At 39.4% G+C, this 19,303-nt stretch carries 18 protein-coding genes; 3 read left to right on the forward strand and 15 right to left on the reverse strand.

The window, feature by feature from the left end; genetic code table 11:
• Positions 1 to 77: 77 nt before the first annotated feature.
• The 3 genes from K8L98_RS13740 to K8L98_RS13750 form a co-directional block, all read right to left on the reverse strand.
• Positions 78 to 386: an antibiotic biosynthesis monooxygenase family protein gene (locus K8L98_RS13740; protein WP_223435485.1), complete on the reverse strand. Its 309-nt coding sequence runs from the start codon at positions 384 to 386 to the stop codon at positions 78 to 80.
• Positions 387 to 402: 16 nt separating this feature from the next.
• Complete coding sequence (locus K8L98_RS13745) at positions 403 to 1,176, reverse strand: SDR family NAD(P)-dependent oxidoreductase (protein WP_223435486.1); 774 nt, start codon at positions 1,174 to 1,176, stop codon at positions 403 to 405.
• Positions 1,177 to 1,318: 142 nt separating this feature from the next.
• A complete protein-coding gene (locus tag K8L98_RS13750; protein WP_223435488.1) occupies positions 1,319 to 1,903 on the reverse strand; it encodes a YtxH domain-containing protein in 585 nt (194 codons plus the stop codon).
• Positions 1,904 to 2,094: 191 nt separating this feature from the next.
• Between K8L98_RS13750 and pepF the strand changes: the two genes are divergently transcribed.
• Positions 2,095 to 3,909, forward strand: coding sequence for an oligoendopeptidase F (pepF, locus tag K8L98_RS13755; protein WP_223435493.1), 1,815 nt, complete (start codon positions 2,095 to 2,097; stop codon positions 3,907 to 3,909).
• Between the two features lie 376 nt (positions 3,910 to 4,285).
• Here pepF and recQ read toward each other — a convergent pair whose 3' ends face one another.
• The gene (recQ, locus tag K8L98_RS13760; RefSeq protein WP_223443425.1) at positions 4,286 to 6,409 is read right to left on the reverse strand and encodes a DNA helicase RecQ; all 2,124 of its coding nucleotides are present in this window, start codon (positions 6,407 to 6,409) and stop codon (positions 4,286 to 4,288) included.
• 117 nt (positions 6,410 to 6,526) lie between these two features.
• The gene (locus K8L98_RS13765; protein WP_223435494.1) at positions 6,527 to 6,724 is read right to left on the reverse strand and encodes a cold-inducible protein YdjO-related protein; all 198 of its coding nucleotides are present in this window, start codon (positions 6,722 to 6,724) and stop codon (positions 6,527 to 6,529) included.
• Between the two features lie 255 nt (positions 6,725 to 6,979).
• On the opposite strand from K8L98_RS13765, the gene K8L98_RS13770 reads away from it, so the two are divergent.
• Complete coding sequence (locus K8L98_RS13770; RefSeq protein ID WP_223435495.1) at positions 6,980 to 7,633, forward strand: hypothetical protein; 654 nt, start codon at positions 6,980 to 6,982, stop codon at positions 7,631 to 7,633.
• Between the two features lie 16 nt (positions 7,634 to 7,649).
• On the opposite strand, the gene K8L98_RS13775 is transcribed toward K8L98_RS13770, so the two are convergent.
• The 3 genes from K8L98_RS13775 to K8L98_RS13785 form a co-directional block, all read right to left on the reverse strand.
• Complete coding sequence (locus K8L98_RS13775; RefSeq protein ID WP_223435497.1) at positions 7,650 to 7,859, reverse strand: cold-inducible protein YdjO-related protein; 210 nt, start codon at positions 7,857 to 7,859, stop codon at positions 7,650 to 7,652.
• A 285-nt stretch (positions 7,860 to 8,144) separates the two neighbouring features.
• Positions 8,145 to 9,257, reverse strand: coding sequence for an ATP-binding protein (locus K8L98_RS13780; protein ID WP_223435499.1), 1,113 nt, complete (start codon positions 9,255 to 9,257; stop codon positions 8,145 to 8,147).
• Positions 9,232 to 9,897, reverse strand: coding sequence for a cobalamin B12-binding domain-containing protein (locus K8L98_RS13785; protein WP_223435502.1), 666 nt, complete (start codon positions 9,895 to 9,897; stop codon positions 9,232 to 9,234). The genes K8L98_RS13780 and K8L98_RS13785 overlap by 26 nt, the downstream gene beginning before the upstream one ends.
• 259 nt (positions 9,898 to 10,156) lie before the next feature.
• Here K8L98_RS13785 and K8L98_RS13790 point away from each other — a divergent pair, with 259 nt between their 5' ends.
• Positions 10,157 to 11,329, forward strand: a complete 1,173-nt coding sequence (locus tag K8L98_RS13790) for an alanyl-tRNA editing protein (RefSeq protein WP_223435504.1) — start codon at positions 10,157 to 10,159, stop codon at positions 11,327 to 11,329.
• A 143-nt stretch (positions 11,330 to 11,472) separates the two neighbouring features.
• On the opposite strand, the gene K8L98_RS13795 is transcribed toward K8L98_RS13790, so the two are convergent.
• The 7 genes from K8L98_RS13795 to K8L98_RS13825 form a co-directional block, all read right to left on the reverse strand.
• Complete coding sequence (locus K8L98_RS13795) at positions 11,473 to 12,468, reverse strand: class I SAM-dependent methyltransferase (RefSeq protein WP_223435505.1); 996 nt, start codon at positions 12,466 to 12,468, stop codon at positions 11,473 to 11,475.
• Positions 12,468 to 13,787, reverse strand: coding sequence for an FAD-dependent oxidoreductase (locus tag K8L98_RS13800; protein WP_223435507.1), 1,320 nt, complete (start codon positions 13,785 to 13,787; stop codon positions 12,468 to 12,470). Before K8L98_RS13800 ends, K8L98_RS13795 begins: the two co-directional genes overlap by 1 nt.
• A gap of 172 nt (positions 13,788 to 13,959) precedes the next feature.
• On the reverse strand, positions 13,960 to 14,808 hold the full coding sequence (locus K8L98_RS13805) for a GNAT family N-acetyltransferase (RefSeq protein WP_223435509.1): 849 nt from the start codon (positions 14,806 to 14,808) through the stop codon (positions 13,960 to 13,962).
• An 87-nt stretch (positions 14,809 to 14,895) separates the two neighbouring features.
• Positions 14,896 to 16,335 (reverse strand): phospholipase D family protein, encoded by a 1,440-nt coding sequence (locus K8L98_RS13810; protein WP_223435510.1) that lies wholly within the window; start codon positions 16,333 to 16,335, stop codon positions 14,896 to 14,898.
• A 120-nt stretch (positions 16,336 to 16,455) separates the two neighbouring features.
• The gene (locus tag K8L98_RS13815) at positions 16,456 to 16,944 is read right to left on the reverse strand and encodes a YhcN/YlaJ family sporulation lipoprotein (RefSeq protein ID WP_223435511.1); all 489 of its coding nucleotides are present in this window, start codon (positions 16,942 to 16,944) and stop codon (positions 16,456 to 16,458) included.
• Positions 16,945 to 17,246: 302 nt separating this feature from the next.
• Positions 17,247 to 18,032, reverse strand: coding sequence for a glucose-1-dehydrogenase (locus K8L98_RS13820; protein WP_223435512.1), 786 nt, complete (start codon positions 18,030 to 18,032; stop codon positions 17,247 to 17,249).
• A 12-nt stretch (positions 18,033 to 18,044) separates the two neighbouring features.
• The gene (locus K8L98_RS13825; protein WP_223443429.1) at positions 18,045 to 18,896 is read right to left on the reverse strand and encodes a GRP family sugar transporter; all 852 of its coding nucleotides are present in this window, start codon (positions 18,894 to 18,896) and stop codon (positions 18,045 to 18,047) included.
• Between the last annotated feature and the right edge of the window lie 407 nt (positions 18,897 to 19,303).

Consider the following 19,303-nt stretch of genomic DNA (forward strand, 5'->3'; position numbering starts at 1 on the left):
AAAGGTTCTAAAATAAAGTCATCATCCTATGTATTCATGCGTTTTTCGGCATTTTCTGCTTATCAGGATTTTAATAATTACTCTTTTTGCATGGAGTATTCTTTCTCGATTTTACAAATTTCCACTTTATAATCTGAGTACCATTTTTCTTTTCCAGCTTTCTGTGCACTCTGATGCTGGGTGTGCTGCTTCCATTCTTTTATGGCATCAAGAGAATGCCAATAGGAAATGGTGATTCCGAATCCATCGGGCCCTCTCACACTCTCCATGTGAAGAAAACCAGGCTGTTTTTTGGCATATTCTTCCATGGCTTCAGCCATTTTTTCATAACCGGCAGCATCCTTATCCGATCGCTGTGATGTGAAAATAACTGCATATGTATCCAAAGTTTATAACTCCTTTCTAAAAACCTTGTATGGTCATGCCGCCATCAACAAATAACGTTTGGCCTGTAATGTAACTTGCAGCATCAGATCCCAAAAATACAGCTGGTCCGACAAGTTCAGGCAGCTGGCCAATTCTTTTTAACGGGGTGACAGCTAAAATGTCAGATACATATTTTTCGTCGCTCAATATTTTTTCGGTTAGAGGTGTTTCAAAATACCATGGACCAACAGAGTTAACGGCAATATTATGCTGCCCCCATTCAAAAGCCAATACTTTAGTCATTTGAATCATCGCCGCTTTTGTCTGGGCATAGACGACACCTGTACGCAAGGCAGTATGTCCTGCAACGGAAGAAATATTAATGATTCTGCCGCCATTTCCCTGTTGTTTCATCAGCTCTCCCGCTTTCTGTGACATAAAAAAAGCAGATTTCAAATTTGTATTCATAATCGTTTCCCATTCTTCCTCTGTTACATCAAATGCTTTAGACCGAATATTCATTCCGGCATTATTGATTAAAATATCTATGGCTGGATTGATCTTTTTTATTTGCTCAAATGCCTGATTTATACTGTCTTTATCCGTCACGTCGGTGACAATCGGAAAAGCTTTTTGCCCCATTGCTTTAATTTCGCCTGCAACTTCAAGAAGATCTGCTTCTGTTCTGGAAAGCAGTACAACATCTGCTCCAGCTTCTGCATATCCAATGGCTAATGCTCTTCCAATTCCCCGTCCTGCTCCTGTTATAACGGCAAGTTTGTTTTTCAAGTGAAATGATGGTAAATACATGCTAATCCCTGCTTTCAATGAAATATCTCTTATTTTATCATAAAGTTCCGATTTTTCTGTTTAATAAAGTAACTCTTTCAATAGAAAATTGCTGATTTTAAAAAACAAAAAAAGAGCAGACATTTGTCCGCTCTTAATGCTATTAAAATTTTCCAACATTGCTTCCTGGAATGGAAGTATGAGTTGTTGGTGTTTTTGGTGCTTTTTCAGAAGCAGAACGATTTGTTTCAGATCCTCCAGTTAACTCACTGCCAGCTTCTTTTACCTTTGAGCCGATTGATGCCAGATCTTTTTGTGCGTCTTTAGCTGTAGAAAGTGTATCATTTGAAATTTGAACGACGTCATTCACGTTATCCATAACATCTTCATTTAAACGGTCATAGAGTTTTTTTGCCTCATTGATTGCATCTTTTAATGAATCTGCTGCACTTTTAAATTGTGATACCATTTGATTTTTGACTTCACCTGGATTTTCTTTTACCTGTGTAAAAACATCAACAGATGAATCCTTCAAATTAACAGCTGAGTCTTTCACTTGATTTCGGGTTTTACGGTCAAATAGGGTGACTAGTCCGCCTATAACTGCACCTGCTAAAATTCCCTTTACAAGCTTGCTGTTATTTTTATCTTTGTCTTTTTTTGCAATACTAATTTCAGTCTTCGAAATTTCTGCTGGTGCTGGTTCTGATCCCAGTGTATTGTTTTGGTTCGAATTATAGATTGTCATTGTATTAATCCTCCTGTTTAGTTAATGTCATACTCCATACATACCCACCTTCCTGCTAAAATGAAACCTATTAATTTAACATCTTTTTTAATATTTTTAATAATTTGGAATAATCTGTTCATATTTTCTTAGAAGATGTATAATTACTTAGGAACACGAAAGACCAATATTCGTTTTGGAGGGAATGTCCATTGGAAAAAACGATTGAAAAACGTTTATATCGCAGTGAAGTGCCTGCAGAACTGACATGGAATTTAGAAGATTTGTTTGAAACACATCAGGATTGGGAGTCAGAATTAACGACCATTGAACGGGACGCCGCACAAATCAGAAAATATAGAGGGAAGCTCGGTGACGGTGCAAACTCTCTATTGGAATGCCTTCAAGCCGAAGAAAATTTATCAAAAAAAATAGTGAGAGCCGGAACATACATCAGCCTGCAGCAATCTGCAGACGGAACAAATCCCGAGCATCAAGGAAATTACTCTAGGTTTGCTGCCGTTCATTCAAAAGCAAATGCAGATTTATCTTTTATAGAATCTGAACTATTGTCTCTTCCTGACGGAACCATTGATGCATACATAAAGGAACAAAGCGGATTAGCAGCATTCAGCATAAAATTAAATGAATTGCTCCAGTCGAAAGTTCATCAGCTGTCAGAAGAAACAGAAGAAGTATTGGCAGCATTGGGAGAAGTCCACGGTTCACCTTACCGAGTCTATCAAACAAGTAAATCTGCTGATATGGATTTTGGTACAATTGAAGACGAAAATGGGAATGTGCTGCCGAATTCATTTGCACTTTATGAAGACCGCTATGAATTTACGCCGAATACATTTGTAAGAAGAAAAGCATATGATTCTTTCGTTATGACACTGAAAAAATATAAAAACACTTTTGCAGCCACTTATGCTACTGAGGTGAAAAAACAGATTACGGTTTCACGATTGAGAAAGTATAATTCAGTAACAGACATGCTGCTTAAGCCCCAGCATGTGACAAAGGAGATGTATCATAATCAGCTTTCTATTATTCAAAAGGAACTAGCGCCCCATATGCGAAGGTTTGCAGCCTTGAAAAAAAGAGTCCTGCAGCTTGAAGAATTGCATTTTTGTGATTTAAAGGCACCGCTTGATACAGAGTTTAATCCTAAAACGACCTATAATGATGCTTGCAGTGTGATCCTGGAAGCACTTGAAGTAATGGGCCCTGAATATACGGAAATTATGAAAAAAGCGTTAGAAGACCGATGGGTTGATCTGGCGGATAATGTAGGGAAATCAACAGGTGCATTCTGTTCAAGCCCTTACGGTGTGCATCCATATATTTTAATCACGTGGCAAGATACGATGAGGGGTGCATTTGTACTTGCACATGAACTTGGCCATGCAGGACATTTCTATTTGGCAAACAAAAATCAGCGCATTATGAATACAAGACCTTCAACATATTTCGTTGAGGCCCCTTCAACATTAAACGAAATGCTGCTTGGCAGGCATTTACTTAAGAAGACCGAGGATAAACGAATGAGACGCTGGGTCATTCTTCAGCTCCTCGGAACGTATTATCATAACTTTGTTACACATTTACTCGAAGGAGAATTCCAGCGCCGGGTCTATGAAGCAGCCGAAACAGGCCAGCCGATTACAGCTAAAATGCTCTGTGATCTTAAAGGGAATGTTCTCTCCTCTTTTTGGGGTGACACGGTAACATTTGATGAGGGAGCCTCATTAACCTGGATGAGACAGCCTCATTATTATATGGGTCTCTACCCTTACACGTACTCAGCTGGACTGACAGCATCAACCTTGGTCTCGCAATTGATAGATGAAGAAGGAAAACCTGCAGTAGACCGCTGGATCGAGGTGTTAAAAGCTGGAGGAACCAAAAAACCAGTGGATCTATTGAAAGATGCAGGCGTGGATATGACAAATCCTGAAGCCATCAGAACAGCCGTCGCATATGTCGGCACGCTTGTTGATGAGCTGGAGAAAAGTTATGAATAACTAGAAAAGCGGAACCGACTGATCAGACCCGAAAGACAGATAAGAATTCACCCGAAAAGTCCGGGTTTGACTTTTTGGGGGGATTTGTTCTGGCCGAGGGGCTAGGAGGTGGAGCTGGACAGTGAAAAGCGGAACCGACTGATCAGACCCGAAAGACAGATAAGAATTCACCCGAAACGTCCGGGCTTGACTTTTGGGGGGGATTTGTTCTGGCCGAGGGGCTAGGAGGTGGAGCTGGACAGTGAAAAGCAGAACCGACTGGTCAGTGCAGGCAGACTGATTCCTGATTTAGGAGTTCGTAATATAGTTTTGACTTTTAAATAAAGACCAGCTGGAATTCCAGCTGGTCTTCTTATTTCTCTAAATCGTTCTTCCCTTAATGAACCAGCTCTCTTCTTACAATGGCCGCTTTAATCATAAAATAGGTCACCTCATCAGGAAGGCTTTCTTTCAGCGGCTTCAGCAGGCCATAGCCGTGTGTCCGGATCGCCTCTTCGATTTGCATTTCATACTTGGCTGGGATCCAGGCATCAAAATCAATGTCAAGTCCCTCTTTGGCACAGCGAAGTAAATGATTTTCAATTGTAATCACCGACAAATCTCTTTTTTCAGCAATTTCATTTACATTCAGACCTTCTTTGTACAATTGCAGGGAGTCCAGATGAGATGATTCTTTTCGCTCTTTTTTAACAGGAACCAGCGTTTGAGCCGGCTGCTCAATATTAGGGTTCTCGTTAACATATGCTGTTATTTTCCCAATAAAAATTTCACCATACTTTTGCTGTTTAGCTTCTCCAACCCCCTGAACTGCAAGAAATTCTTCCAGTGACTTCGGCATTTTGGCACTCATATCCTTTAAGGATTTATCTGAGAAAATAACAAATGGCGGAACATTTTCCTCTGTTGCAAGCTGCTTTCTCAGTTCTTTAAGCTGCATGAACAGCCCGTCATTCGCTGCAGCTTCAACAATACGCATTTTTTCCTTTCGGTGCACTTCTAAATGGCCCTTTAGAACCTCTAGTCCCTTCTCTTCGACTACAAGAACGGGGAATTGACCGCCAGTTATTGAAATATACTGCTCAGATGTAAGAAAATCAATAAATTCGCTGACTTCTTTTGCTGTCTGGTGTTTTAAGATGCCATAAGTTGAAAGCTCATTAAATTTAAAATCGATCACTTTTTTGTTTGAAGAACCCGTCAGCACCTGACTGATCATGGTTTTACCGAATCTTTGCCCCATTCTGATCATACATGAGAGAACCATCTGCGCTTCTTTTGTTACATCCTCATGCATGCGCTCGTCTCTGCAATTGCTGCATTTGCCGCACGGTTCAGCTTCACTGTCACCAAAATAATTCAGAATAAATGCTTGAAGACACCCTTCTGTATGACAATAATCGCGCATTTGATGCAGTTTAACAAGCTCGGCCTGCTGTCTTTCTTTCTGGAAGGTAGATTGTTCGATTAAATAACGCTGTATTTGAATATCCTGCGGGGAATACAACAGAAAGCATTCACTGTCTAAACCATCTCTTCCCGCTCTCCCCGCCTCCTGGTAATAGCTTTCCATATTTTTAGGAAGCTGATAGTGAATGACATATCTGACATTTGATTTATCAATTCCCATGCCGAATGCATTGGTAGCTACCATTACAAGAATATCATCCTTCAAGAACAGGTCCTGCTGCAGACCGCGCTGCACATCACTCATCCCCCCGTGATATCTCCCTGCTTGAATTCCTTTTTTAATAAGCCGCTCATATATGTGATCTGCTTCTTTTCTTGTAGCAGCGTATATTATTCCTGACTCGGTGCTGTTATTAGCTATGTATCTTTCAATAAAGTCGTATCTGTTTTCACCTTTGCTTATATTGAATGACAAATTTCCCCTCTCAAATCCTGTTACAGTTGTGTATTGCTCTTGGATTCCAAGTGAGGTGCATATATCTTCTTTAACAATTGGAGTCGCTGTAGCTGTCAATGCCAGAAAAACGGGATTTGATTTAAGCTCCGTTTTTAAATCTTTTATTCTTAAATAGCTCGGCCGGAAATCATGACCCCATTGGGAGATACAGTGGGCTTCATCAACAGCAACCATTGAAACATTCATTTTTTGCAGCTGCTCTAAAAACAAAGATGATTCCAATCTTTCAGGCGCAACATATAAAATTCGATACTTTCCTGCTGCTAAATCTAATAGCCTGGCACTTGTTTCTGTTTGAGAGAGTGTGCTATTGAGGAAGGTAGCAGGGATTCCTGCTTGATCAAGAGAGTCCACCTGATCTTTCATGAGTGAAATAAGGGGAGAAATGACGAGGGTAATGCCAGAAAATAAGAGTGCGGGTATTTGATAGCAGATGGACTTTCCGCCTCCAGTCGGCATAATGCCTGCTGAATGATTTCCATTCAAAACGCTGCTGATAATTTCTTCCTGTCCCGGACGGAATGATGAATAACCAAAATAGTGCTGCAAATGCTCTTTCGCTTGTTGTAACAAAATAATATCCCTCCTGAAAAATAACTGTAATCCAATTTTACATGCGCGGACATAAATTAGCTATACCTCTTGCTGAAATCGAATTTTGTATAAATAAAAAAAACTCTAAAATAGAGTTTTTTAATACTTTTTATGATTATTTATAACCTCAAGCACTTTAGTGCTTGCTTTCATTTCACTTTTGCAGAGCGGACATACAGGTGTTTCGCTTTCACTGCTTTTAAAGTTATCGCGAACCCATCCTTTGCATTCCTCAGACGTGCAAATCCATACTTTCGTTTCCTCTGTTACGATATCTTCTGGTTTTTTTCTATACATTCATGACTCTCCTCTCAGGTTCTGATTAATGAATATAGCTTGAAACAGTTTTAGAAAAATCATAAACGTTAACTGGAAGAAAAAAATTCACCAATTATAAAAAGTACCCATTTGTGTGATGACTCTTTATAAATAGTGAATTTAAATGCAATACTGCTTGATTATTTTATACGTTTTTACTGCATTTGTCAATAGATGTTCCTATTTGCTGAGAATCGACTCCATGAATTAAGATTGTTTCAGGAAGTGCAAATCATGGACACAATTTTATATCTGATCTTTACACTCGCATACTTCATATTATTTGGCTTTGGATTCTTTTTAATTAGGAGAAATACATCAATCCCGGGAATTATTTTGCTTCTCGTTACTCTCGGTTTAATCATTGATAATGCGATTATTGCATTAGGATCATTAATTGGAGAAGGAGGACTGTTAAAATCGGTCAGTATGATTCGTTTTTGGACGCACGCCCTTTTCACCCCTGCACTTGCTCTTTTCGGCTGGCATATGGCGTATTCATTCGGTGTGAAGTGGGCTGAATCACGCTTATCCCATCATTTTGCTCTTGTTCTTACCTTACTGCTTATGATTATTGAAATTGTGACAGAAACACTTTCTCTGAATTTAACTCCTGTCTATGAATATGGTGTCCTTCGTTACTCATCAGCACATAGTTCAGGACCGCCAATTATGGTTTTGGTTTTGATTGTGTATCTTCTGGCTGCAAGCTTTAGTATTTGGAGAAAAACGAAATGGCCGATTATACTGAATGGCGTCGTCATTATGCTGATTGGCAGTGCCGTATCTCTACCCATACCAAGCTCCGCAGCTACTAATGCGTTTGAACTTATCTTCATTCTTTCTTTATGGATCACTTACAGAAAAAGTCTGAAGGCTGCCGGTTAAATCGGCAGCCTTTGTTCTATTTACTGAAAGGATTGTAGTCCATTTTTATCTGCGGCAGCTCACGCACTTCTTCTGACATTTGACTTCCGCACATCGGGCATGCCAGATCTTCCGTTGAAAAATCTTTTCTCATCCAGCCATTACAAGCTTCCGATTCACAAGCGTATACTGTTGTGTCTTCAATAATTGTAACGGGTTCTTCAGCACCCTTTTTCGCAAAGTACATGAGCATAACTCCTTTTTTTATTTAGTATACGCCTTTTAATTAAAAAATATTTATGTCATTTTTCTTTTTTCAATTGGAATCGAAACTTATTAGAAATATGTCTCTGAAATCATATTTCCATCCGTGCATCTAAGCAATTTGATTCATGATCTTCGATTCAATCATTTGATGTTTTTCAGGTTACTTAGCATTTTCAGCTTCTTTTTCAGGAGTATTTATGCCATAATTAATACTGATTTAGTCATATAAAAAAACCGGATTGAATGATTCAATCCGGCTTTAGCACTATTTATGAATAGGCAATGAAATGCTGAAGGCAGACCCTTGACCTTCTGCGCTTGCAACTTCAATCCTGCCATTATTCGACTTAACGATTTCAAAACAAACAGCAAGACCTATGCCTGTTCCTTGTTCCTTTGTTGTGAAGAATGGTTTAAAGAGAGAATCTACCGTCTCCTTTCCCATTCCTATTCCATTGTCTGTAATCTGAATAACAACATGGCCGTCTTCTATTCTGGTTGTAATTGCAATCATTCCATTATCTTTTTTATGACTGATTTGAATGGCTTCCATCGCATTTTTAACAATATTCAGCAGCACTTGTTTCATTTGCTTAACATCAACCGTAATCATAAGTTCAGGGTCATTAACAGTGTAAGTCAGCTCACAATTTGATAGTATAGCTTCACTTTTAAAAATCAGAATAATGTCATTTATCAGTTTTCTGAGTAAAATGGGCTGTCTGTCTTTATTCTTCTCTTTAGAGGTATTTAAAAACTCATAGATGATATCGTTTGCACGATTTAATTCTTCTAAAGCTACATCAGCATAATGACCTTTTCCGATTTCGATTAAATGAGGCTTCAGCAGCTGCAGAAAACCCTTTACGCTAGTAAGCGGATTACTGATTTCATGGGCAATGCTTGCGGCAATTTGTCCAACCGTTGCCAGGCTGTCCTGCTTTATGGCCATCTCCTTCATCTGCTGAAGTAATTTCTCGAGCTGCTCCTGCTTTTCAAGCAAATTATGGTTGGCATAAAGCAAATCATCTTCAAGCGTTTTAACGGCCTGGTAAATTTGATCAACACTTTCTTCTTTATCAATGCAAAAGATATGAATAAAGTTTTTGCCCTCATATTGAATATAGACATCAAATAATGTCATCGGATTTGATTTCGTTTTTAAATTCAGTTCAATTTTAGTAATGGACGGCGTGTCCAAAATGAACTTAGCTGCTTTTTTCTTGCTTCCAATTCCTACTATATCGAGGAAATGGCTTTCCTCATCAAAGATATTAAACGTGCATTTTGAAACTGATACGATCTTAAGCTTTCGATCGACCAGAAAATAAGGAAATGGTATTTTGTCATATTTACTTGCGATTAATTGCATTTCCATGGCGATCATTCCTTGAGTTAGATTTTTCAATCCAGCTGCCTAGCTGATCAATGTTTTGTATCACCACGGTGTTGGGAGGGCAGTAATAATCGAGATCAAAATCGCTTGTCAGATTACCCCCAAGCATAATCGTCGGTGAGTAATTCAGTTTTTGCAGTTCATCCATATATTGAATAACAGTCGGGATGTTAAAAATTACACTAGTCGAGAAAGCAACCACATCCGGCTTCCATTTCTCAGCATACTGACAAATATTATCCATTGAAACATTTGACTCGATACAGCTTGCTTCCCAGCCATACTCTTTAAATAAGAAAGAAGTCATCATCATTCCTATCGTATGTTCTTCATTTTTCATAGAAAGCAGCAGTACGCGCGGTTTCATTGTTGCAGGCAATAGTATATTAGGTTCATTATGTAATTGTTCCACTTTTAAATAGTAATAACTTGTGATCATAGATTTGCAGACAGCCGCTGCTACATATTCATCCGCCACAGTCGCACGATTCATTTCCCACAATTGTAAAACATTGTCCATGGTATCTGATAGAAATCCATACACTTGAGTACTGGTGGTATCTTCTTTAATCATACTGTTTAAGTAGTTCCATGAAAGAATGTGTTCGCCATCGATAAACAATTGACTCAACTCTTTAACAGGATTCATAGAAATCACCAACCAATCGTTTTCATCTTTTCATCTACCCAAAAACAGCTGTCAAGAGAGAATGTGCGGTAAATGGCATTATAGTTTAAGGGTAACACATAACTAGACAACTAGATACAAATATTCATACATAGGCCGAATATTTCAAAAATTCCCCTGAACCTGTCCCTCTTATGAGAAAAGCCAGAGTTTGATACAATAAATAAGAGAAGATTTGGAAAGGATGCTTTAAATGAATGAGAAATTATTTTATTCCTCCCCTAAAACATTTGAGTGGAAAACAACAATTACGGAAACAGAAGAACGCAACGGCTTAAAGCTGTTAAAGTTAAAGGAAACCGCCTTTTACCCCGAAGGCGGCGGACAGCCTGCTGATCATGGCTGGATAGAATCTATTTCAATTGAAGGCCTTGTAGAAGACGGAGAAGAAATCTATCATATTGTCTCTCGCTTTCCATCTGAAAAAGAAGTCACTTGTAAAGTAAACAGCAAACGGAGAATCGATCATATGCAGCATCATTCAGGTCAGCACCTCTTATCTGCTGTCTGTCTTGAATTATTTGATTATCAAACAGAAAGCTTCCACTTAGGAGCTGACACCGTAACAATTGATTTAAGGACGCCTCTATTATCATCTGAGCAAATAAAGCTCATAGAGAAAAAAAGCAATCAATATATCTTTGAAAATCGAAAAATACATACGTTTTTCGCTGAAGAAAATAAATTGCGCGATTTGCCGCTGAGAAAACTGCCTGATGTTAAAGAAAAGATCAGGATTGTTCAAATAGAAGGAATTGATACGTCTGCCTGCTGCGGGACACATGTTGAGCGCACGGGTGAAATCGGAATGCTTAAGCTTATTAAGACCGAAAAACAGAAAGGGATGATCCGTCTGCATTTTAAATGCGGTTTCCGTGCTCTTTCGGACTATCAGAACATGCAAGAAACCGTTCAATTTGCAGGACAGTTTTTTCAAACGTCTACGAATGAAATTGCTGCAAGATTAAAGGCAATGGATCAGGAAACAAAGCTGATTCAAAAAGAAGCAGAGCAGCTGAGAGCAGAAAATGCAGCATTTACTGCAGAAAAAATGGAACTTGAACAAAATGGTCTGTTGGGTCATGGGCTATTTGAAAGGAAAACTATAAAAGAGCTGCAATTGATTGCAGCCCGTTTATTAGAAAACGGAAAAGATTATGCTCTTCTTGCATCAATCAGCGAAAACTGTGTTCTTTTCTCACAGAAAGGCACTGTTCATGCTGGCACCTTATTTAAAACCAATCTTGCTGACTTCGATGGAAAAGGCGGAGGAAGCGAAAAGCAGGCACAGGCAAAATTTTATAATAACTCCGAAACAAAGCGCTTCTTTTTACAAATAAAAGAAAAAATAGACCAGCTTATATAAGGGGTCTATTTTTAAACGCGGCTATCCTCGCAATGTCCCGGCAGTCCAAATTCGCTGCAGAGGAATGCTTGATTGATAAGCTTTAATTTTAGCCTGCTTTTCATTATTTCTGAAAAAAGCCTTCTGCCTTCTGCCAGAAGGCTTCACTTCTTCTTAACGAAAGTACAAAAATACCAGCCTCCTTCACGAATGATGGGTTTTAAGCTTTTCAGTTTCATATTGGATTGATCCGCTATCGAAGAAAGCTCCTGTTTTGTAGGTAAAGCATAAAGATTATCAAATGCAGTAAAGAAACTATTGAATACACTTGAAAACTGTTTGCCGTGCTTAGGTTTCCTTATCGGGGTAATGATGGATATCACCCCGCATCCGGAAAGGCAAATGCTTAAATTCCGAATCACATTGACTCTTTTTTCTGGAGATATATAATGCAGTAAATTATTCATCATGATTAAATCCACTGAAGCAGCTGCTCTCCACTCTTCAACATCCATACATGTGATTGAAATGTTAGGAATTAATCTGCATCTCCTGTCCGCCTCAATTGCTACTTCTTCATTGATTTCGATCCCGGTCAGTTTTATATCTGGCAGTGCATGCGACAGTTTTTGAAGGTAGCCTCCATGCCCGCACCCTGCGTCGACAATCGACTGTACTTTATTCTTTTTCACGAGCTGAATCAGCTTAGGATAAGCCAGCTGCTCAAGCAAAGTAGATGTCTGGGCTACTGTTGTTCCGTGCTGCTCATGGTCAAATGTTTGCCTTTCATCTGTTTTCATGATCGAAGGGTAGGTTAATAGAGCCGGGATGTGAAGCTCCATCATTTCCTTCAGGAGGATTCCGACCGATTTAGGATCCCTTTTGCTGTCAGGAAGCATGAAGCTTTTTGAAGTCTTAAAACGATTTTTGGACACTTCTTTTAAATATTTGATTGATATTCCCACTTCAACCCATCGTTCGAGCAGCTCCAGTTCTAATGAATGTTTAGCCGCCACTTCATCGATGGTTTTAGGTGATTTAAAGATTTCAAACAAGTCCAGTTCATACCCTACATATGCGTGCCAGCTGTATAAAAAAGGCATATTGCGCTTCATCCAGCTTCTTGCTTTAAATAAGCGGACGTATTCATCAATGATCATTATCCAAACCTCCCTTTCACTTCCCATGGATAATCATTTTCATACGTAAACATATACCTTGTATGCAGCAGTTCAATATTCTGCAGGGTTCTCGGAGGCAGCATGCCAATTTGGACGAGACGATCGTAAAATGACTCTTTCCAAATGCCTAGTCCTGAAATATTCAGCATTTGTTTTGTGTGAAGCTTTTCATCCTCTGTCATCTGTTTGAGGCTTCTATTTCTAAGCGATCCGAAATAACGAAACGGCTTGGAGTAAGCAAGTGCTGATAAATGGCTTAAATTTAAAATGAAATCCACTCTGGATTTGCGGACCTTTTCGTACCATTTTAAATTGACAGGACTGTGTTCATCATGTTTGTACATCCAGCAAAGCAGTTCACCGAGTACATCTCCATCCTGTATGGCAAGGTTCATTCCCTCTCCTGCCATTGGATGAACACTGTGTGCAGAATCCCCAATTATGGCCATGTTACCTTTTACATAGGTCTCAGCATGAAAATGAACCGGAATCATCAGCTGAATTTTTTTCCATTCCTTAAGATTTGTTACGTATCCGTCAAGTTCCGGACACAAATCAATATACTTCTTATGAAAGTGTTCAATGCCGCGTTCTTTTAACGATTGATATTCTCCTGACTGAATGAGATAAACCGTTCTTACTTCATTGTTCGGAAGAGGAAAAAGTCCGAGAAATGCATGCGGTGTAGATATGATTTTCCCCTCTGTCATAGACACTGGCCTTTCAAACGTAACTGTTAAGAAATGATGATCATATTCGTGTTCATTTAATTTTACATTCATGGCATTTCTGACGTTTGATCTCCGTCCCTCAGCCCCAATATAATAATCGGCCTCAATGATAAACTCTTCTTTATTGCTACTAACGACCGCTGCCTGATTTTTGAATTCTTTAAATTTTGCCGGCTGTATATAATGAAAAGCGGGAAATTCCTTCGCTTTTTCAAGCAGGACTTCTTTAAGCCTTTCATGGGGAATCATGAGGGCATAATTGTATTCGCTCTCAATGATGCTGTATCGCATTGTGGCTGTTCCAAGCTTTACATACTTGCCGTTTTTCCGTTTCATTTCATTCATTTCAATTTCGTTTATTTGATGCCCGGCTTTCAAAATCGGCTTATTAATTCCAAGCTGATGAAAAATTTCAAGGCTTTTCGGCTGCAGCAATTCTCCCTTATACATGTGCGCCGAACCTTTTGTCTGCTCAACAACACATACATCTATACCGCATTTAGCAAGCTTCAAAGCAGCCGTTAAACCGCCTACTCCGCCGCCGATAACCAAAACTTGTGTTTTCATCTACTCACCGCCTTTGCCCTTTCATTTCCACTTCTGTTAAAGAATGAAACCGCAGAACTCTCTAATTATGTGAAAGTTAATCGTCTGCAGCAATAATTGAATCCCAAATTTGCATGGGAGGCTTTCTCATAAAAAGGCAATAAAAAACGCTTTCCTAAAGAAAGCGCCTGTTTTACGAAGAAAAACTAATCATGATCGAATCTTGAATTGGCTGATACCCTATTTTTTGATAAATGCTGTTTGATGTTGGATTAGAGAGGTCAGTATAGAGCGTGCAAAAGGAAAAATCTTTTAACAAGTGCTCGCTAAGCTCAGCAACGCAGCTGCTTGCGTACCCATTGCCCCTGAATTCATCTGGAGTATAGACGAGCGAAACGCAAATTCCATTTTTCGTGGTCCTCGATTTCTTTGCCATTGATACAGGTTTACCTTCTGCCATCCAAAGGAAGACTGATTTCTCTGCAATAAACTGCTTCATTCTTCCTGCCGCCTGCAGCGCTGTAATCGGAGGCTCGTTTGTATAATTCATAAAATCCACCATCCATTCTGTCAGGAGGGGTAGATGGGCTAGTTCTGCCAAAATAAATTTGCCTTCACCGCGTTTTCGTTGAGCCACTTCATGAAGACGATAAATCTTTTGTTCCATTACAATTTCAGCTCTGCCCTCTGTTTCGATCGACCAAATTTTCGCGAATGCCTCTGTCCATTTCCGCTCTCCGACCACACCTGGTATATGTAAACCTTTCTTAACTAATGCGCGTACTGTTTCTAAGAGAATTGTCTCAGTCATTCCATCCTCATTAAAAGACAGGATCAAATTATGGGGAGGTGTCATCAGCATCGTTATTGCTGGCTCTCCGTCTTCAACCACCGCAGCAGTATATACATCTGCAGCAGGAATCGTCCGTTTAAAAGCTCCTATAAGTCCCAGCATAAGGTTATTTTCTGCTTCTTTTTTCAATAGAAAAGGTTCCGCTATTTCAATAAATCGACTTCTATCTCTGTATTCTGTCAGTTTCATCTGATTTCACCTCTGCTATATAATTAGCTTTCAGCTTTAGAAATTCCTCTGCAAAAAAAATAAAAAACTCCGGCTTTTTTGCCGGAGTTAAAAGGTTGTAAATCTGAAAAATTTTTGAATAGCATAGATCCCACGCTTAATAAATGGCATGTCATCTCTGTACTTTTCGAAATCCAGAGTATAATCAGCACCGTCATTTGTCCATAATTTGATAAAATAACCTTCTACTTCCTTCATGACTGGTTCATCAGCTGGCGCTGCAATCTTAAGATCATTTTCAAGATTCAGGTCATCCAGGTTCCGTTTCGTAAAGTTGGCAGATCCGCTGATAATGGTCGATTCTTCTTTGCTTTTTATAAAGAGCATTTTAGGATGATACTGCTCTTTTGTTGTATTGTACCATCTAACCTCTATTTTTTGATTTGTATCTTCTAAGAGTTCTTCTGCGACAGGCCGGTTCGGGAGACCGATTTTCTCCTGGCCGAAAGCATTTTGATTCGGATCAAGAATCATTTTGATTTCTGCTCCGCGATTGGACGCGGCAACCAGGGAATCAATGACTTTTCGGTCTGCCAAGTAAAACATACCGATCCAGATTTCATCGTCTTTCTCTGTATTTCTTATCGATTCGAGCAGATGTTTATAAATTTTTCCTTCTGTTAACACCTGTACCTTAATATTGCCCTTTTCAGCGTTCTTTTTCTCATACACCGGCAGATTGGGTCCTCCGGAATAATCAGAGACTGCCTGTTCTGATTCGAGCACATCCGCAATGACATTTCCGTTCACCTGAAAAGCCACATTGGAATGATAACCGCTCGCATCGTGAGGGTTAGCTGATGAAACGATCGCAGTTTTTTCGGTTGCTACTGCTTTCCTGTGATTAGCCTTGACATTGAAAAGCTTTAAATAAGATCTGATATGGATATCTGGTGCCGTATCGCCAAAAGGATTTGAAAGCCAGCCTGGACCAGCCTGGCCAAACCATTGGAAAAAGGTTCGCCAAACACTGGAATATAGCGGGTTTGAGTCACGCAGTGCGTCCATGTCAGACATGACAACATCAATGCCGGCATCTTTAAAAGCTTCTAATTCTTTGGAGGCATGTGATCCATATGATGTATTAATATCATCTGTGATGAAAACAATATCCATTTCCGGATTTGCTTTTTTCTTTTTCAGCAGTCTATCCGAGAGTTCTTTGCTGATTTTAGGGTATGTCTCCCCCCGATCATAGTAACCGTTAAATAAGAACAAATCGATGACGATAAATTCTTCTGCTTCATCAATGGCTTTAAAAACGGCATCAAAGATCATTTGATCCGCTTCTACCCGTCCTTCTATTTTGTAAGTTAAATCATATAAGAATTTCACATCTTCTACTTTGTGAATATCTCCTTCATAGGAGATATTCTCCGGAAGAGGTTTATAGCTCTGGTAAATAACCGTGCCCGTTAAAATAATAATAATAAGCAATATAAGCAGCGGCCGTTTGTTTTTCAGCCTTAAAACACGAAAACCTGACAAAAAGACTCCTCCTAAAAATAGATCATAGCTTTCATTATATGCCCTAATTAAAGTGAGGAAAAACCTTTTTAAACCAAAAAAAACAGACCTGATTCAATCCTCCGGTCTGTTTTCTTCTGACTATTTTGCTTGCGGGAAAACACGCTTAATCATTTCGTTAAATTCATCTCCAAGACCGGCAACCGGCTCTCCGCTTCGGATTTTGTCCCCATAATCTTTCATACGATCAAAAAAGTCCGGGTTTTCAGAGACATATACGTTGTTAATATCCCGGTCTGTTGATCTGACTTGATCTGCTACTTTATCCTTCACTTCATTTGAAAGCTTCCCTTTAGGATCTCCTTCCAGCACCACTGCTGCATATGCATTATTGTTTGTAACGATGACGTTCGCATATTTTATTTCTTCTAAATCAGCCACCTTTTTTGCGGCATCATCCGCTATATCCATTTGATTCTGCTCATTTGTTTGTTCATCATACGTGACATTTTTCAGGTCATTGTTCATGAGATTATCGTTTTCACGGGCATTGTTATCCATTCCGCATCCTGCACTTATCAAAAAGGAAATGGCAAGGCCCGCTCCAGTTAACAGCTTTCTTTTTTGCATAATTTCATACCTCCATTCATTTCCATTATCTTTTGCTGAAATGAAGGATTTATGCAAAAAAAGACTAGCCGTTTTCTGTTAATCGCTGATTTTTTGCAGGTGATATTCTTTTTCTTTCCATATAAGATGCCCTGTTTAAATGATTTAAACGTGTGGACTTAAGGGCAAAGCTGTTTAAGGTAATATGCTGCACTAGCTTTGGATTCAGTCCGGCAAAAATAGATTCTGCACCCAGTATGAAATACCTGAAATGAAAAAAGCACAGAAAACCCGCAGATCCATTGAGATGCGGGTTTTCGCTTTTAGCCTTTACCGGCCTGGAAGCTTGGATATTTCGTCATTCCGCCATCTGCATACAGGGTGATTCCCGTTACATAGCTTGCCTCTGATGATGCAAGCCACGCTACGCACGCAGCAATCTCTTCAGGCTTTCCGACATACCCCATAGGGATAAGATCAATGACATCTTTTTTTGCTTCAGGATCTGCAAACTTCTCTGCATTGATTGGAGTATCAATGGCTCCAGGTGCGATATTATTTACGCGAATTCCGGAAGAAGCGTACTCGAGTGCCAGCGTTTCAGTCAGCAGCTTGATTCCTCCTTTGCTTGCAGCATAATGGGCGAAGTGGGGCCAGGGAATCTGCTGATGGACAGATGACATGTTAATAACACAACCTTTAATATTGTGGTCCAGCATATGTTTAATCGCTTCCCTGCTGCCCAGAAAAGCACCGGTTAAATTGGTCTGTATGACTTTATTCCAGTTATCTAGTGAAAGCTCTTCAGTCGGGATTTCAGCTTGAATACCTGCATTGTTCACCATCACATCAAGCGTTCCGTAGGTTTCAACAGCAAACTGAACGATCCTTTTTACATCGTCTTCTTGTGAAACATCTCCCTGTATTTTAGAAGCCTCTCCTCCTTTTGTTTTTATTTCATCAATGACCAGTTCCGGTTTGTCATCCTCTGTTAAATAATTAACCACTACCTTTGCACCTTCTTCTGCAAAGCGCTGTGCAATGGCTTTTCCAAGACCTGAAGAAGCCCCTGTAACAGCCACAACTTTCCCTTTTAAACTTGGATACATGTTTAATTCCTCCTAACGTTTTGTAAAACCAAGTAAGACTCCGCCTGCGATAATCAATACACAGCCGATTATGACAAAAATAATTTGTTTTTTTGTTTTCTTTTCGCCAAGCAGGAAAATTCCTCCGAGTGTTGAAATAATGATTCCTGTCTGCGAAAGGGAGAAGCTTGTCGCCACTCCGATTTTCTGAAGAGAGAGAAGCAATCCTAAATTTCCTGCAGCCCACATTAACCCCGTCAAAATATTGCGGAATGCAAATTTATTAAAAGGTTTATGTCTCGTTGTTAAAGCTGCTGAAGCTGCAACCATCCCGATTGCCTGGGGCAAAATAGCCGCCCAGCCGTCAATTTCAAAATATCTGATGATTATGACATATCCTATGTATCCTATTGAAGAAATAAATAAAATCAGTAATCCTTTTTTGAGGCTTTTGCCTGCATCTTTATCGTCTTTTTGCCCGATTGAAGTAAAAACAACACCGCCAATAATTAAAAGAATAGCGATGATTCCAAGAATAACTGTCATTTTGGTATCCCATTCTTTAAATAGAAGAACACCGAATAAAGTTGTGCCCATCAGCTGCATGCCTGTAGAAATAGGCACTGTTTTAGAGACGCCGATGTGTTTGACGCTTGCAAGCTGATTTAATTGCCCAATGGTCCAGAAAATCCCTGAGACTATCCCGATAGACCAGACGAGAGGTGTTAAATCAGGGTTTGAAAAAAAGTACATGACCAGAGAGAATAAAAAAGCTCCAATGGTTATGCCGAGTGTCTGACTGTAAGCACTTCCTCCAAGCTTTACACTGACAAGCACAAGGCTTCCCCAGGCAACAGCAGGAATTAATGCAAGAAGTATACCGATCATGATGATTTCCTTTCTGTGTAAGTAATATGAGTATCCATTTTCTGCGAGCATCAAACTATATAAGCAGGTGAATCAGGCAGACCAATGTTTAAAAAAGAGCCTGCTGCCCTTCTTAATTTTATGGTTTCCTACTGATTGAAAAATTAACACATTTCGTCATGAATCTCTTAGACCTTTCCACTAAAAAGCCCAGCATAAACTTTAATGTTTAGAAAATGAGTATTTTCTTCATACTGGTAGCTGGAAAGGATGATAATAATGGAAGAGATTTTTAAAGAATTCGGAGCTGGAGATTTTTTTCAAAGTCACCGTTATCCGATTGAAATATCAGGAATACTGGATTCGATCAGTGAGGGACAGCTGCAGAGTTTCTTAGAGAAGTTTGAATGTGATACATATGAAAA

Source organism: Metabacillus dongyingensis, from assembly GCF_019933155.2.
Classification (GTDB): domain Bacteria; phylum Bacillota; class Bacilli; order Bacillales; family Bacillaceae; genus Bacillus_P; species Bacillus_P dongyingensis.

Coding starts and splice junctions, on each gene's coding strand:
- K8L98_RS13780 (WP_223435499.1), bottom strand. CDS start 9,257: ATGGAAATGCAATTAATCGCAAGTAAATATGACAAAATACCATTTCCT.
- K8L98_RS13770 (WP_223435495.1), top strand. CDS start 6,980: ATGGACACAATTTTATATCTGATCTTTACACTCGCATACTTCATATTA.
- K8L98_RS13765 (WP_223435494.1), bottom strand. CDS start 6,724: ATGTATAGAAAAAAACCAGAAGATATCGTAACAGAGGAAACGAAAGTA.
- K8L98_RS13815 (WP_223435511.1), bottom strand. CDS start 16,944: ATGCAAAAAAGAAAGCTGTTAACTGGAGCGGGCCTTGCCATTTCCTTT.
- K8L98_RS13750 (WP_223435488.1), bottom strand. CDS start 1,903: ATGACAATCTATAATTCGAACCAAAACAATACACTGGGATCAGAACCA.
- K8L98_RS13820 (WP_223435512.1), bottom strand. CDS start 18,032: ATGTATCCAAGTTTAAAAGGGAAAGTTGTGGCTGTTACAGGGGCTTCT.
- K8L98_RS13775 (WP_223435497.1), bottom strand. CDS start 7,859: ATGTACTTTGCGAAAAAGGGTGCTGAAGAACCCGTTACAATTATTGAA.
- K8L98_RS13745 (WP_223435486.1), bottom strand. CDS start 1,176: ATGTATTTACCATCATTTCACTTGAAAAACAAACTTGCCGTTATAACA.
- K8L98_RS13800 (WP_223435507.1), bottom strand. CDS start 13,787: ATGAAAACACAAGTTTTGGTTATCGGCGGCGGAGTAGGCGGTTTAACG.
- K8L98_RS13805 (WP_223435509.1), bottom strand. CDS start 14,808: ATGAAACTGACAGAATACAGAGATAGAAGTCGATTTATTGAAATAGCG.
- K8L98_RS13795 (WP_223435505.1), bottom strand. CDS start 12,468: ATGATCATTGATGAATACGTCCGCTTATTTAAAGCAAGAAGCTGGATG.
- K8L98_RS13790 (WP_223435504.1), top strand. CDS start 10,157: ATGAATGAGAAATTATTTTATTCCTCCCCTAAAACATTTGAGTGGAAA.